Source organism: Cypionkella sp., assembly GCF_028290025.1.
Taxonomy (GTDB): domain Bacteria; phylum Pseudomonadota; class Alphaproteobacteria; order Rhodobacterales; family Rhodobacteraceae; genus Cypionkella.
In genome coordinates this window covers 41,828-54,416 of sequence record NZ_JAQGKQ010000092.1, presented here as the reverse complement: position 1 = coordinate 54,416, position 12,589 = coordinate 41,828, and the positions used below count along the sequence as shown (strand labels likewise).

Sequence of the window (12,589 nt, the reverse complement as noted above, 5' to 3'; positions counted from 1 at the left end):
TTCTTATCGTGGTGCCTTGCAGGTGCGATGCAGTTACCGGAACAATTTCCATAAAGTGGCTGGAAATGTGCCACTACAGTGCCGGTTCGACTTGTGGCGTTAGTTTATCGCTTATGAATTGCGGCATGACGTGTTGCCTGATCAAAGCCCCCATTTTCGAAGCGAAGTATCAGCATTTAAAGGATTTTTGCGGATTCGCATGACGGTTTGCCGTGTCAGGTCGTTATCGCGGGCAATGATGCTTATGTTTGGCGCGTCGGCAGCAAGTGAAGTCAGCACTGCTTCAAGGGTTTTGCGGTCAAAGCCCGGTTTCTTACCGCGATATTTGTCGGCTTTGTTCGCCGAGTCCATAACGTGATCAATCCCTGCGCGACGGGCTTCACGCGCTGCAGTGGCTTCGGCAGCAGCGATACCAACCATGAACGCGAGGACGGCATCACGGGCGGCGATCTGCATGGGGTCTTTCAACACATGGTCGGGATGGAACACCATATTGTTAATTACTGTCTTTACGGTAACACCGCGTCGCAGAAAGGACTCTATGTTGGTCTTTACGTCCATGTAGTCCCGCCCGATCCGATTGACCCAACGTACTAGAAGCGTGTCACCGGGCTGGAGTAGATCAAACAGACGTTTTCCTTGGTCGCGATCTTTTAACTTGGTCGAGACGCCTGACACGCCATGATCTGTAATGACATGGGAGTCGTCGAATACAAATCCAGCATCGCGGGCTTGGGTGATCTGGTGCGCACTCGTTTGCTCAGATGTCGAGCAACGTACATACAGGACTGTTTTGGGCGTCGGTGTCACTGGCTTTCACGTCCGTTAGGTTACTGTACGATTAATACACTGTACGATTGGTAAAAGCTACCCTAAAGTACACCCGAACACGTCTATTTTCAGATGTATGCAGAATTATACTCTTGCGGACAGTTCGTGGTGCGATGCACGCATGCCGTGCCCACCATGAACACCATATTTGTTGACGTAAGCGCGGGCCTCGCACTAATTGAGTGATGCAATTAACAAGGTGAAACCATGCGATGTTTTTTGGCTCCTATTGTTCTGATCTTTTGGACTACAGCGGCTCACGCCGAGGCGCAGGTCTTGGGGCAAACTGCCGGGGCACTGATGGGAATGTCAGTGGCGTGTGGAGTTTCGCCAAGCGAAAATTGGACTCGATCAATAGTAAGCCTAATGAAAAGCAAGTCTACGTCAGATGCGGATTTTCAATCTGCTATGGCCGTCTTCGAAGATTATGGCAATCGCGCGATGCTCACACAAAGCACTGACCCCTCTATGACATGTGAGCAGGTAATCGCGATGATGAGGCAGTCCGAAGCGGCATTCTAAAAAATACTCACCATCTCACTATCAGCCACGCGTTAGCGGGCAGGGTCTTTCGGCTGGGGAAGTGAGCGACAGGGCATTTCCGGGCGTCAGCCGGAAGGCGATTGAGGTAGCCCTGACTAGAACAGGCGAGATAGTGAACTTTCGCGGGTCGCTGACGCGCGGTGGGACTTAAGGGGTCTGCATCGTGGCGCAGTGATCGGGACTAGGGCGCAGAATGAAGTGTCGAATGTCGCCAGTGCAGATGCCCCGCGCCCTCGTGGCTTGTTATCTTGCTTAGAGTCGGGCGGGAGGCACCCCCCGCCCAACATTTATATGGTTAACCTTTTCCTAGGTCCGATAGCACGTTGTGCCCTCTTCCTACCAAACATCGGTCGATGATGCGCGCCGGGCCATTGGCGGCAAGGTCGGTATCGGTCGCGGCGACACCTGCTGCTGCACCATACGCTGCCCCATAGCCACCATTGTGTCCGTACGAATTGCCAATTATCGCGCCACCAATGATTCCTACCAAAATGTTTGCCGCCATCTTGTCATTCTGTTCTTTGGTGTATTTTGCTTGGGCTGACGTGGCCAGGGTTCGGCATTCCGCAAGATCAGAAGAAAAGTGCTTATTGGGCCGATCAACTATCGGTTGGTAGGTTTGTAGGGGTTGTGCCGGGACGCAACCTGAAACTGCCGCAAAGAAAATAATCGCTATTACTTTATGGTTCACTGCATTTGGCCTTATATTGGGATCTGAGTAAGTTAGCATCGCCCCCGCCTAAATTACCGTTGTGGCGCAAATAGGTTGCTAGTGGTGACGTCACAGTGATTCAGGCCATAAACTCGTCAAACTGCCGCCATATTCGATTGGCCGCAACACGCGTCAAATGGATCAATCGGTAATCCCCCCCGAAAGTAGGGGGCCGGATAAGTAAAATTTTTCGGGCAAGATGCCTGAGAGGATTCGTCCGCGATCAGCTGGATAAAGATCGTCGAGGATGAGAAACGGCGGCTACCTTTCTCGGTAGATTTCTCGATAAGTCGATTGTTTCGTATTGCTGATTGTGTTTGGATTGATCTTATTGAATCCAGCCATGACCTTCTTTGCAATTCCCATATCTTATGAAATTGCTTTGGCGATGGCTTTGGCATTGTCGGCGGAAATCATGTTTTCGAAATTTTTAGTAATGGTTCGCACTATTGGTCTGGCGAAGTATTTGAAAAACCTATTGAAGTAATGATATAACCAAACACTTGATCGGAAATTGATCGGCTGCTATGATGGTTCCGGTGTATCCCAAAATGGAGTTATCCAAATGGCCGATAATGCAGGTTCGATATTACAAGAATGGTTGCAAGCTAATATTATTCTTCAACCTTTTTCTGGCGATGAAACTATTGATCAAGAGATTGAAAAGTTTCTTGCACATGCCCGTTCGATTCATGGTTTGAGTAAAATGGATTTTGACGATCTGTATATTGATTTGAATCAAAAGTTTGAAGCGTATTATCGCCATGTATTGAATGCGGGTCTGCATGATGGGCCGTGACTGTGTGGTGCTGAAATATGTCTGTGGATGAAAAGTTAAAATTTATTGATGATGCACTTAGAACATTGGGCTTCGCTATGGTTCGAGTGCAACAAATGGAGTTCGTTTTAGCGGGAATACTACTGTTCGCGGTGCCGAGTAAAGATGCACTAAAGTCCAGTCAGGTTGATAGAAAAATGGATAGTCTTAGGAATGACAATAGCCTTGGAAATCTGATGGCCATGCTGAAAGATAGGTCAGACATTGACTATAGCGTGCTTGTTATTATCGAGCGTATAGTTAAAAGCAGAAATATTTTGTGCCATAAAATCACTGACCTTGCTGACAGTTTAGATGATGCACTTATTGCATCTGTGGCAGTCTCGCAAAGTTTGATCAACGACTGTGATAACTTGGGCCGATTGCTAGCAGACTTACTGATCAACGTAGAACTTGAAAATCTATCGCAAACGCCGGATGCGAAGATTCGTGAATTTATTGGCGATGGTTTGATTGGGCAGGGGGTTAACTTCATTCGCGCAAGATATCCATTGAATTTAAAAAGAGGGAGATAGCATTGTCAAGATGGCGATTTCTGTCTAGCTGCCTTGGTAGGGTAGGTGACTACTACGGGATGGTGATCCTCTGCCATAACTGAATATGGCAGGCAGGTTTGATTTATGGTTGGGGATTCAAGTTATGGGAAGTTGGGTCTGTTGCCACCTTTATCCATTTCCAATTTTCGTATTTGTCGCCAGCCGTGATAATGTGAGTATATCGTTGAAGACTCGACCATGATCTATGGCCGGATACAGATGCGGCTTCGGGCAATGTTTTCCCCATTTCGAATAATCTCGAAACGCCTTCATGCCTCAAATCGTGAAAATGTAAATCCTTAATGTTGTGGAATTGACAAGCCCTAGTCCAGTTGGCGCTCATGGCGTAGGTTGAATGCGGAAAAATTCTTGGTGAAATTTTTGGCATACTGTCGATGATATCGCAGCATGGATCAGGCAACAGAACAGGCACATCATTGCCTATCTTATCGCCGGGATGTTTCATATCTCGTACCCAAATCCGTTTGTTTATTCTGTCATAATCGGCCCATTCGATACGTTCTATTTCTGCTTGTCGTCGGGTTGAAAATAACGCGAATATGGAAAGTAGGTGCATTGGGCAACCGTTTGCACGTGCGTTATATGCCAACTGGAAATGAGTTAGCAGGATATCCAATTCATCTAGAGTAGGCCGACGAGTCCGCTTTATGGCCTTTTTGGTAATACCCAATCTTGAACAAACTCGTTGGGCTGATTGCATTTCAGTTATGTCTAACGGAAAATCCCATGCATCCTTAGCAATGGCAAATACGGCCTGCAAATGGCTAACGTAATTCATTACAGTCGCGGCGCTGTTAAGTTTGGGCCGAAAATGCAATTCTTTAGCAAACGCTACGATGTCTTGGCTGGTTATTTGGTCGCATCGCATTTTCGATATGTCGTACTCGTTGCGGATTGTCTGCAAAACTTGGGTCTTGGTTCGCCCTATTTCCTTCATTTGTTCGGTGATGTATTTGTCAATCGCGTCGCCTAGAGTCTTGCCTTCGTTGCGTTGTTTGGTAAGTGGCTTACCTAGGGCTACAGTCGCATCAAGTTCGGCTTCCCGCTTTTTTTCCCAAGCCCGTGCTGCTGTTTCGGTACGGAAAGATCGGGTTTCTCGGTGTTTTTGCTTAGTCCTTGTTATCGTTAGCTTAAAAATAGGATTTCCCGCTTTGTCAGCTTCTTCCCGTAAACTTCCCATACCCGTGCAACTCCATGTGATTCCGTGCAACTTGGGTTGCACCATAGGCGGGAATGTAGGCAAATCAACCGAAATCGTGCAACTTTGCCAACGTTTCAAAGGTGATTGAATGAACGATAATGTAGTAAAGACAATGTCTTATGGTGCGCATCGGCTTTCGGTTGCGCCAATGATGGATTGGTCTGATCGACATTGCCGCGTGTTCCACCGCCAAATGACCAAGCGTGCGATGGTTTATACCGAGATGGTGACAGCGGCCGCCATCCTGCATGGACCGAAAAGCCGCCTGCTGGATTACAGTGCCGAGGAGCACCCGATTGCGCTGCAAATCGGCGGCTCTGATCCGCATGAGTTGGGCGCTGCCACAAGGATCGCCCGCGATTGGGGCTATGATGAGATCAACCTGAACGTCGGTTGCCCGTCAGATCGGGTGCAGTCGGGTTGTTTTGGTGCGGTGCTGATGGAGCGTCCCACACTGGTCGCGGATTGCGTGGCGGCGATGATGGCCGAGGCGAATGTGCCGGTGACGGTTAAGTGTCGCATTGGGGTGGACGAGCAAGACCCGGAAATCGTGCTGCCGGATTTCATTGAAAAAGTCTCAGCGGCGGGGGTGACGCATTTTATTGTGCACGCCCGCAAGGCTTGGTTGAAGGGGCTTTCACCGAAAGAAAATCGTGAAGTGCCGCCGCTGAATTACGATCTGGTTTTGCGGATGAAAGCGGCGTTTCCGCATTTGATGATTTGTATCAACGGCGGCATTACCTCGCTGGATCAGGCGAAAACCTTGCTGCAGCAGGGGCTTGATGGTGTGATGTTGGGGCGTGCCGCTTACCATGACCCGGCTTCGGTGCTGGTCGGGGCGGATGCGTTGTGGGGAGCGGACACCGGCGCTGATGCCTTCGGCGCGGTTGAGGCGATGCGGCCTTATATGCTCAATCACATCGCGCAAGGCGGGCGGTTGCATCAGATCACCCGGCATATGCTCGGGCTGTTCACCGGGCGGCCCGGCGCGCGGGGTTGGCGCCGGGTGCTGTCAGAACGCGCAAATAAACCCGGCGCGGGGCTGGATGTGCTCGACGCCGCTTTGGCCGAACTTCAGACCGCAGCCACCGCAGCCTGACGCGGGATCAGCCGCGACAACAGCAGCGCGATCACGCCGCACAAAGCAATCGCGCCCAGCATCGGTACCACGGTGCCATCCATGAACGGGCCGGTTAAAGCCACCAGCACTCCAGCCGCGACCATCTGCATCGTGCCGCCGAGGGATGCCGCCAGACCGGCATGCTCGCCTTGTTCCTCGAGCGCCAAAACCTGCGCGGTTGGCAGCACCAGCCCGAGGAACATATTGGCGATAAACAAGCCTGCCATGGTGACGTGAAGGTTGGCAAAACCGGCCAAGGCGAAGCAGAAAAGCGCGATGGTGGCGGTGCCAAATCCTGTAGTTGCCAGCACGATCATGCGTTTTGATCCGAGACGCTGGCTGATCGGCGCGGCGAACTGCGAGGCCGCGAAGAAGCCACAGGCATTTAGCGCGAAGGCCAGCGAGAATTGCGTTGGGCTGAGGCCGAATTGGCCGGTGTAGACGAAGGATGCCGAGGCGATGAACACGAAGAAGCTGGCGAAAGCAAAGCCTGCAAGGAAGGTCATGGCGAGAAAGCTGCGATCGGTGAACAGCACGGCGAGACCTTTGCGCATGGTGGCGAGGTCGAATGGCTGGCGGTTTTCCGGCGGCAAAGTCTCATCCACCATGAAATAGATCAGGAAGAAGCTGAGCGTCGCCGCCAGCAGCAGCGCCCAGAATACCAGCCGCCATGAGCCAAACGCCAGCAACGCCGAGCCTGACAGCGGTGCCAGCAGCGGCGAGATCGCGATGACGATCATGATGGTGGACATCATCCGGGTGGCGCTGGCTCCGGTAGCGAGATCGCGGATCATCGCGCGCAGAACCACCATGTTGGCAGCGCCGCCAATGCCTTGGATGAAGCGCCCGAAGATCAGCACCTCTACTGTAGGGGCAAGCGCGCAAATCACCGTGCCTACCATGAACAGGGCGAGGCCCGCATACATCGGCGGCTTGCGTCCGGCTTGATCGGCCCACGGACCGTAGATCAGTTGCGCGATACCGAAGGCGAGGAAATATGCCACAATCGTCCACTGCACCGCCTGCATCGAGGTGCCAAGATCGCTTTGGATCTTCGGCATCGCGGGCAGATACATATCAATCGCGAACGGACCGACAGCGGCAACGAGGCCCAGCACCAGCGAATAGCGCAGCAGGGATACGGATTTTGTCATGGCAACCTCGGTGATATGCAAGGCGCGATGGTTAGCGCGAATGTGGGCGAAGGGAAAGCTCTGAACGGCTGGTATGTGGCGGGGGGGCGGGCTATGTCTGATCTCGAGTTTCTGCTGCCAAGATAAGGAGCCGCCATGCCCGAAATTTCCGCGCTTTTGCCGATGGTGGCGTTACTGGTGGTAATCGGGGCGTTTGCCGGGGTGGTGGCGGGGTTGCTGGGGGTTGGCGGCGGTATCGTGTTGGTGCCTGCGTTCTTTTACGCCTTCAATCATCTCGGCTATGGCGGGCCGCAACTGATGCAGATTTGTGTGGCGACCTCGCTTGCGACGATTGTGGTGACTTCGCCGCGGTCGGTTGCTTCGCATCACAAGAAGGGTGCGGTGGATTGGCAGATGCTGCGCGATTGGGCGCCGTTTATCGTTGGCGGCGCTTTGGCGGGAACGTTGGTGGCCGCCTTGGTGAAATCGGTGGTGTTGCAGGTGGTGTTTGGAGTGTTGGCGGGTCTCGCTGGGCTTTACATGGCGTTTGGGAAACCGGGTTGGCGGCTGGGCGAGACATTGCAGGGGCAGCCTGCGCGCGCGATGATGGCTTCGGTGCTGGCGTTTTGCTCGGCGATGATGGGGATCGGGGGTGGCACGTTTGGGGTGCCGCTGATGAGCCTTTATGGCGTGCCGATCCACCGGGCAGTGGCTACGGCTGCGGGGTTGGGGGTGCTGATTGCGGTGCCTTCGGTGCTCGGGTTCCTGTTCGTGCCGATTGAGAATGCGCCGCCTTATACGTTAGGGGCGGTCAATCTGCCGGCGTTTCTGGTGGTGATTGGGTCCACCATGCTGACGACCCCTTGGGGGGTGAAACTGGCCCACGCGATGAATCCGAAGCCTTTGAAACGGGCATTTGCGGTGTTTATCATTCTGGTGGCGCTGAATATGTTGCGCAAGGTTTCGGGCTGGTAGAATTGGTGCCACGCGTGGCGCGAAGTTCGTTTATATGAAATCAATGGGTTGTGGGGTAGACTTAAGGGATTTTTAAGGTTTGGCCCTAAACCCGACGGCAAGCTTAGCGAGCGTAAAGCGCGCGCGGTTATTTGCGTCGCTTTGGCGGCACTGGCATTGCCAAGGTCATTTTGGTGGCGGTGGCGGGCAGGGTGTTGTTGATGGTGCCGGTCATTTTGGTGGGATCAGAGCCCGCGTAATAGGTTTCGGTCAGTTCGCCGTCGGCAGAAGGTTCCCATTGGATTGAGAGGCCGGGGCGGCCTTCGGTGAGGGCGACGGTGCCTTGCATCATGGCTCCGCGCACCGGTTGGGTCAGGATGTTGGCGGGGCGGGTGGTGGTGTAGAACACGACGTATTGATCTGAGACGTAATAGAAGTACGGCTCGCCGATGGTTTCGATCTGCCACCAGCCGACGGCCCAACTGGGCAGCGGATCACGCGCATCGTCGCCGCTGCATTGCCAGAAAATGATGCGGGGGACGCCGAAAATGCCGCGCTCTGACATGCCAGCGCCGTTCGAGCCGGGGGCACCGTTCTGGATGATATGCTCGCCATTCCAAAGCTCGGTGTGCAGCCCGTAGCCGTTGTCGCGGAAGGTAATGATGCCGGAACGCCCCGCGAGTTTGGCTTTGATCGCTTGAATATCGCCGTGCGCAGGGCCGCTGTAAACCGTGTCGCCGCGACCGTAGCGGTTGGTCAGATAGGTTTCCAATTCATCGACCGCGCCGAGATAATAGTTCTGCCCCAACTTTGCGCAGGGACGGCGGTAGCTGCGGGCTGGAACTTTATGCTCACCCCCCGCAAGGTTCAGCGTTTCAGAAATCTGAAAGCAGCAAGGAGTGTTGCGCGGGCCCGTGTTGCCCTTGTTCAGCGCATCCATATAGTCCGCGATGTGCTTGGGCAGCTTGTTGTAGGTGGGATAACCTGCGCGCAGGGTGGCAAAATCCAACGGAATCTGGCCGAGGGTAGGAATGGGCATACTAACCTCATATCGCTAAAACGGCTTTAAAAATTGAGGAAATGCTGCGCCATCGGCTGAGTCGTGTCAATCGCAGGGTTGGGAGTGCGCCCTGAGGGGGAGTGCGGGGTGCGGCGGTTGAACGCTCCGCGGGGCATATTTTTGCAAAGATGATGACCTAACGGCGGGGAGAGTGGGATAGAAAGTCCACGGCTGGCCCGAGATCCTTAACTTTCAGAGCTTGAGCCGTTCAGTCTTGCCATGCGGCCGCCGCGGCGTTTGGTTAGGGTCGAGGCGCGGGCGGGGAGTGCGGCGATGATCTCGCGGCGCTCGGCGGGGGTGAGACGGCCCCAGCTGGCGATTTCGTCGATGCTGCGGAAGCAGCCGACGCAGAGGCGGGCTTCGCGGTGGATGACGCAAAGTTTGACGCAGGGGCTTTCGATTTCCGCGCGTTTCCAGACTTCGTCCATTAGGCTTCATCCTGTTGCGAAACTTGCGCTTTAACCATGTAGGACAGCCGATCCAGCGCGCCTTGTAAGATATAACCTGCGGCGACTTGGTCAATGACTTCGCGGCGGCGTTTGCGCGAAGTATCGCCTTCAATCAGCGCGCGTTCGGCGGCGACGGTAGAGAGGCGTTCATCCCAAAAGGTGATCGGCAGGTCGGTCAGCTTGATCAGGTTGCGGGCAAAAGCGCGGGTGGATTGCACACGCGGGCCTTCGGAGCCGTCCATATTCAAGGGCAGGCCGAGGATGATGCCTGCGATATTGCGCTCGGATAAAACGGCCAACAGGGCGGTGGCGTCTTCGGTGAATTTTATGCGCCGGACGGTGTGGATTGGGGTGGCAACGCTTCGGCGCAGGTCGGAGACCGCGATGCCGATGGTTTTGTCGCCCAAGTCGAGGCCGCAGATGGCGCGGTTGGCGGGCAGGGCTGCGAGGAAGTCGGCGATTTCGGGCAGGATCATGGCGTTACTCCGGCATCGCTTGCGGCGGCTTCGATCTGGCCTAAGGCGGCAGTGTCGGATTTGAACACCTGAACCGCTTGCTCATATGCGGCCTTTGCGTCCTCTTTTTCGCCTAATTTCGCGAGGGAGGTCATCAGTTTGACCCAATCTTCGACTGGGCCGCCTTCGGTGGTCAGGCGGGCTTCAAGTTGATCGACCATGCCTTTGATCATGGCTTGACGGTCGGCGGCGGAGAGTGCGCCCGCGTTGGCTACATCTTCGGAGGTCGGGCCTTTCAGGGCGGGGAGTTGGTATTTGATGCCTGCCGCGTCCGCGGTGTCTTGTAGCATACCGCGGATCGGCGCGATCCAGGGCGCATCTGCCGGGCCTTCGCGCAGCAGCGGCTCCCATAAAGCAAAGGCGCGGTCGGGGCGGCCGATTTCGGCAAACATCAGGCCCGAGAAATAGCGGGCGAGCGGGTTGGTGGGGTCAAGCTTTAGCGCGCGGATCTGGTGTTGTTCAGCCTCGGGCGTGACAACGCCGTTCGCGGCAAAGATCATGGTTTGAGCAAGGCCCGCGTGATCCTCGGCGCTGGCTTTGTCACCGAGCAGGGTCAGCAAGTGTTGTTGCGCCATGCGGGCAGCGACATAGTTGCCGAGTTGCGCTTCATTTTTTGCCAGCAATGCAAGACCTTGCAGGTCGTCGGGCCGGGCTTGCACGGCGGCGCGGAGTTTGACCATCAGCTCGGTGAACTCGGCATCAGGCTGCGGTGCGGTGAGCGGTGGCGAGGCTGCGGCCTCGGCCTCAGCTTGGCTGGGGCGGGCAGCGTAGGCTTGATCGGCGAGGGCTAGACGGTCTGTTAGTGGCAGGTCGGCGTAGCCGGGGGTGCCTACGCGGTCATAGGTATAAAGGGCTGCGCAGGCTGCAAGCAGGATGGCTGCGGCGGCGGGCCAGATTTTGCCTTTGCCGCCAGAGATGGGTGCGGCTTGTTGGGCGCGGTCGGCATCGAGCAGGCGGCGCGAGACTTCGGTGCGCAGGCGTTCCGCTTCGGGGGCAGAGATGACCGCGCGGGCGAGGTCGCGGTCAACTTCGGACAGTTGATCGCGGTAGACTTTCAGGGCGGAGTCGTCGGTATGGGCATCGTTGCTGCGCAAGGATTGCAGCAGGATTGCCGCCACTCCTATAGAGAGCGCCACGACTGCCGCCCAAAAGATCCAATCTTGCATTATCCGCCCCTTGCCAGTCGCCCCGATGTAAGCGGTTTGCGCCTGCCACAAAAGGGGGCAATCGGTCGCAAAGCGCGTGACTGGTTCAAAACCGCCGCCCGTGTCGTAATTTTCCCGATTGTGCCGCTGCCGTCGCGGGATAAAAGCAGGGATCACGCGATAAGCGGGGTCAAGTTATGAGGGCCAGCCCATGAAACGCTATTCGGTTTTTGCCATCGCCAAAGAGGCGCTGAATTATCACCTGGGTTGGGAGAAGGCTTGGGCAGCGCCCGCGCCGAAAAAGCACTATGATGTGGTGATCGTTGGCGCTGGCGGGCATGGCTTGGCGACGGCTTACTACTTGGGCATGAACTTCGGCATCACCAATGTGGCGATCATCGAAAAGGGTTGGCTCGGCGGCGGCAATACCGGGCGGAATACTACGATTATTCGGTCAAACTACCTGCAAGACCCCTCGGCTGCGATCTACGAAAAGGCGCGCAGCCTTTATGAGACGATGTCGCAGGATTTGAACTACAACGTGATGTTCAGTCCGCGTGGGTTGCTGATGCTGGGGCAGACCCATCACGAGGTGCGCGGCTATCTGCGCACAGTTCATGCCAATAACATGCAGGGTGTCTCGACCGAGTGGATTTCGCCGCAGCGCGTTAAGGAACTGGTGCCGATCATCAATATCGACGGTCCGCGTTATCCGATCCTTGGCGCTTTGTATCAAGCGCGTGGTGGCACGGCGCGGCATGATGCAGTGGCGTGGGGCTATGCGCGGGCCTGTTCGGCGATGGGCATGGATATTATCCAGCAGTGCGAAGTTAAGGGCGTGACCTCTCAAGCCGGGGTTGTGACCGGGGTTGAAACGACCAAGGGTTATATAGGCTGTAATAAGCTCGGCGTGGTGGTGGCAGGTCATTCCGGTCAAGTTGCTGAAATGGCTGGGTTCCGGCTGCCGATTGAGGCTGTGGCTTTGCAGGCAATGGTGTCAGAGCCGATCAAGCCCTGCATGGATGTGGTGGTGATGGCCAACACCGTGCACGGCTATATGTCGCAATCTGATAAGGGTGAGATGGTGATCGGTGGCGGCACCGACGGGTTTAACAACTTCACCCAGCGCGGGAGTTTCCACCATATCGAGGAAACTCTGCGGGCGCTGATTGAGACGTTCCCGATGATCAGCCGCCTGAAGATGCTGCGGCAATGGGGCGGGATTGTTGACATGACCGGGGATCGCTCGCCGATCATTTCCAAGACGCCGCTGGGGAATTGCTTCATCAACTGCGGTTGGGGGACGGGCGGCTTCAAGGCCATTCCGGGCTCGGGTTGGGCAATGGCAGAGCTGATGGCGAAGGGCGAGCCGGGGGCTTTGGCGGAAGCCTTCAACATGTGGCGGTTCAAGGAAGGCCAGTTCATTGACGAGTCAGTGGCGGCCGGGGTCGCGCACTAATGCAGGTTTTTAAGGTGCAACTTTTTACCGCTTTTGGGAACCAAATCGTCTCTAGCCGCGTTGGGCCTGCAT

Annotated in this window: 13 protein-coding genes; 5 read left to right on the top strand and 8 right to left on the bottom strand. The window is 55.3% G+C overall.

All coding sequences use genetic code 11. The features are described 5' to 3' along the window. Positions 1-141 precede the first annotated feature (141 nt). Both JWS10_RS16380 and JWS10_RS16375 read right to left on the bottom strand, forming a co-directional pair. Positions 142-810: a recombinase family protein gene (locus tag JWS10_RS16380; RefSeq protein ID WP_299508909.1), complete on the bottom strand. Its 669-nt coding sequence runs from the start codon at positions 808-810 to the stop codon at positions 142-144. Between the two features lie 859 nt (positions 811-1,669). Then, on the bottom strand, positions 1,670-2,104 hold the full coding sequence (locus tag JWS10_RS16375) for a glycine zipper family protein (RefSeq protein WP_299508908.1): 435 nt from the start codon (positions 2,102-2,104) through the stop codon (positions 1,670-1,672). A gap of 547 nt (positions 2,105-2,651) precedes the next feature. Between JWS10_RS16375 and JWS10_RS16370 the strand changes: the two genes are divergently transcribed. Together JWS10_RS16370 and JWS10_RS16365 are read left to right on the top strand one after the other, a co-directional pair. Further along, positions 2,652-2,885 (top strand): hypothetical protein, encoded by a 234-nt coding sequence (locus JWS10_RS16370; protein WP_299508907.1) that lies wholly within the window; start codon positions 2,652-2,654, stop codon positions 2,883-2,885. 17 nt (positions 2,886-2,902) lie between these two features. After that, the gene (locus JWS10_RS16365; protein ID WP_299508906.1) at positions 2,903-3,439 is read left to right on the top strand and encodes a hypothetical protein; all 537 of its coding nucleotides are present in this window, start codon (positions 2,903-2,905) and stop codon (positions 3,437-3,439) included. 103 nt (positions 3,440-3,542) lie between these two features. On the opposite strand, the gene JWS10_RS16360 is transcribed toward JWS10_RS16365, so the two are convergent. Further along, the gene (locus JWS10_RS16360; RefSeq protein ID WP_299508905.1) at positions 3,543-4,661 is read right to left on the bottom strand and encodes a site-specific integrase; all 1,119 of its coding nucleotides are present in this window, start codon (positions 4,659-4,661) and stop codon (positions 3,543-3,545) included. 109 nt (positions 4,662-4,770) lie between these two features. On the opposite strand from JWS10_RS16360, the gene dusA reads away from it, so the two are divergent. Beyond that, complete coding sequence (gene dusA, locus JWS10_RS16355) at positions 4,771-5,781, top strand: tRNA dihydrouridine(20/20a) synthase DusA (RefSeq protein ID WP_299508904.1); 1,011 nt, start codon at positions 4,771-4,773, stop codon at positions 5,779-5,781. Here dusA and JWS10_RS16350 read toward each other — a convergent pair. Further along, the gene (locus tag JWS10_RS16350) at positions 5,757-6,956 is read right to left on the bottom strand and encodes a multidrug effflux MFS transporter (protein WP_299508903.1); all 1,200 of its coding nucleotides are present in this window, start codon (positions 6,954-6,956) and stop codon (positions 5,757-5,759) included. The genes dusA and JWS10_RS16350 overlap by 25 nt on opposite strands. Positions 6,957-7,091: 135 nt before the next feature. On the opposite strand from JWS10_RS16350, the gene JWS10_RS16345 reads away from it, so the two are divergent. Continuing rightward, entirely contained in the window at positions 7,092-7,910 is an 819-nt protein-coding gene (locus JWS10_RS16345; RefSeq protein ID WP_299508902.1) for a sulfite exporter TauE/SafE family protein, read from the top strand. A gap of 127 nt (positions 7,911-8,037) precedes the next feature. Here JWS10_RS16345 and JWS10_RS16340 read toward each other — a convergent pair whose 3' ends face one another. The 4 genes from JWS10_RS16340 to ccmI form a co-directional block, all read right to left on the bottom strand. Further along, the gene (locus tag JWS10_RS16340) at positions 8,038-8,928 is read right to left on the bottom strand and encodes a T6SS effector amidase Tae4 family protein (RefSeq protein WP_299508901.1); all 891 of its coding nucleotides are present in this window, start codon (positions 8,926-8,928) and stop codon (positions 8,038-8,040) included. 206 nt (positions 8,929-9,134) lie between these two features. After that, positions 9,135-9,377 carry a DUF1289 domain-containing protein gene (locus JWS10_RS16335; protein WP_299508900.1) on the bottom strand — a complete coding sequence of 81 codons (243 nt, stop codon included), beginning with the start codon at positions 9,375-9,377 and terminating at the stop codon, positions 9,135-9,137. Then, positions 9,377-9,874: a Holliday junction resolvase RuvX gene (gene ruvX / locus JWS10_RS16330; RefSeq protein ID WP_299479284.1), complete on the bottom strand. Its 498-nt coding sequence runs from the start codon at positions 9,872-9,874 to the stop codon at positions 9,377-9,379. The genes JWS10_RS16335 and ruvX overlap by 1 nt, the downstream gene beginning before the upstream one ends. Further along, the gene (ccmI, locus tag JWS10_RS16325) at positions 9,871-11,079 is read right to left on the bottom strand and encodes a c-type cytochrome biogenesis protein CcmI (RefSeq protein ID WP_299508899.1); all 1,209 of its coding nucleotides are present in this window, start codon (positions 11,077-11,079) and stop codon (positions 9,871-9,873) included. Before ccmI ends, ruvX begins: the two co-directional genes overlap by 4 nt. 190 nt (positions 11,080-11,269) lie before the next feature. On the opposite strand from ccmI, the gene JWS10_RS16320 reads away from it, so the two are divergent. Then, positions 11,270-12,517, top strand: coding sequence for a sarcosine oxidase subunit beta family protein (locus JWS10_RS16320; RefSeq protein WP_299508898.1), 1,248 nt, complete (start codon positions 11,270-11,272; stop codon positions 12,515-12,517). Positions 12,518-12,589: the final 72 nt, after the last annotated feature.

Coding starts and splice junctions, on each gene's coding strand:
- JWS10_RS16375 (WP_299508908.1), bottom strand. CDS start 2,104: ATGCTAACTTACTCAGATCCCAATATAAGGCCAAATGCAGTGAACCAT.
- JWS10_RS16370 (WP_299508907.1), top strand. CDS start 2,652: ATGGCCGATAATGCAGGTTCGATATTACAAGAATGGTTGCAAGCTAAT.
- JWS10_RS16365 (WP_299508906.1), top strand. CDS start 2,903: ATGTCTGTGGATGAAAAGTTAAAATTTATTGATGATGCACTTAGAACA.
- JWS10_RS16360 (WP_299508905.1), bottom strand. CDS start 4,661: ATGGGAAGTTTACGGGAAGAAGCTGACAAAGCGGGAAATCCTATTTTT.
- dusA (WP_299508904.1), top strand. CDS start 4,771: ATGAACGATAATGTAGTAAAGACAATGTCTTATGGTGCGCATCGGCTT.
- JWS10_RS16350 (WP_299508903.1), bottom strand. CDS start 6,956: ATGACAAAATCCGTATCCCTGCTGCGCTATTCGCTGGTGCTGGGCCTC.
- JWS10_RS16345 (WP_299508902.1), top strand. CDS start 7,092: ATGCCCGAAATTTCCGCGCTTTTGCCGATGGTGGCGTTACTGGTGGTA.
- JWS10_RS16340 (WP_299508901.1), bottom strand. CDS start 8,928: ATGCCCATTCCTACCCTCGGCCAGATTCCGTTGGATTTTGCCACCCTG.
- JWS10_RS16335 (WP_299508900.1), bottom strand. CDS start 9,377: ATGGACGAAGTCTGGAAACGCGCGGAAATCGAAAGCCCCTGCGTCAAA.
- ruvX (WP_299479284.1), bottom strand. CDS start 9,874: ATGATCCTGCCCGAAATCGCCGACTTCCTCGCAGCCCTGCCCGCCAAC.
- ccmI (WP_299508899.1), bottom strand. CDS start 11,079: ATGCAAGATTGGATCTTTTGGGCGGCAGTCGTGGCGCTCTCTATAGGA.
- JWS10_RS16320 (WP_299508898.1), top strand. CDS start 11,270: ATGAAACGCTATTCGGTTTTTGCCATCGCCAAAGAGGCGCTGAATTAT.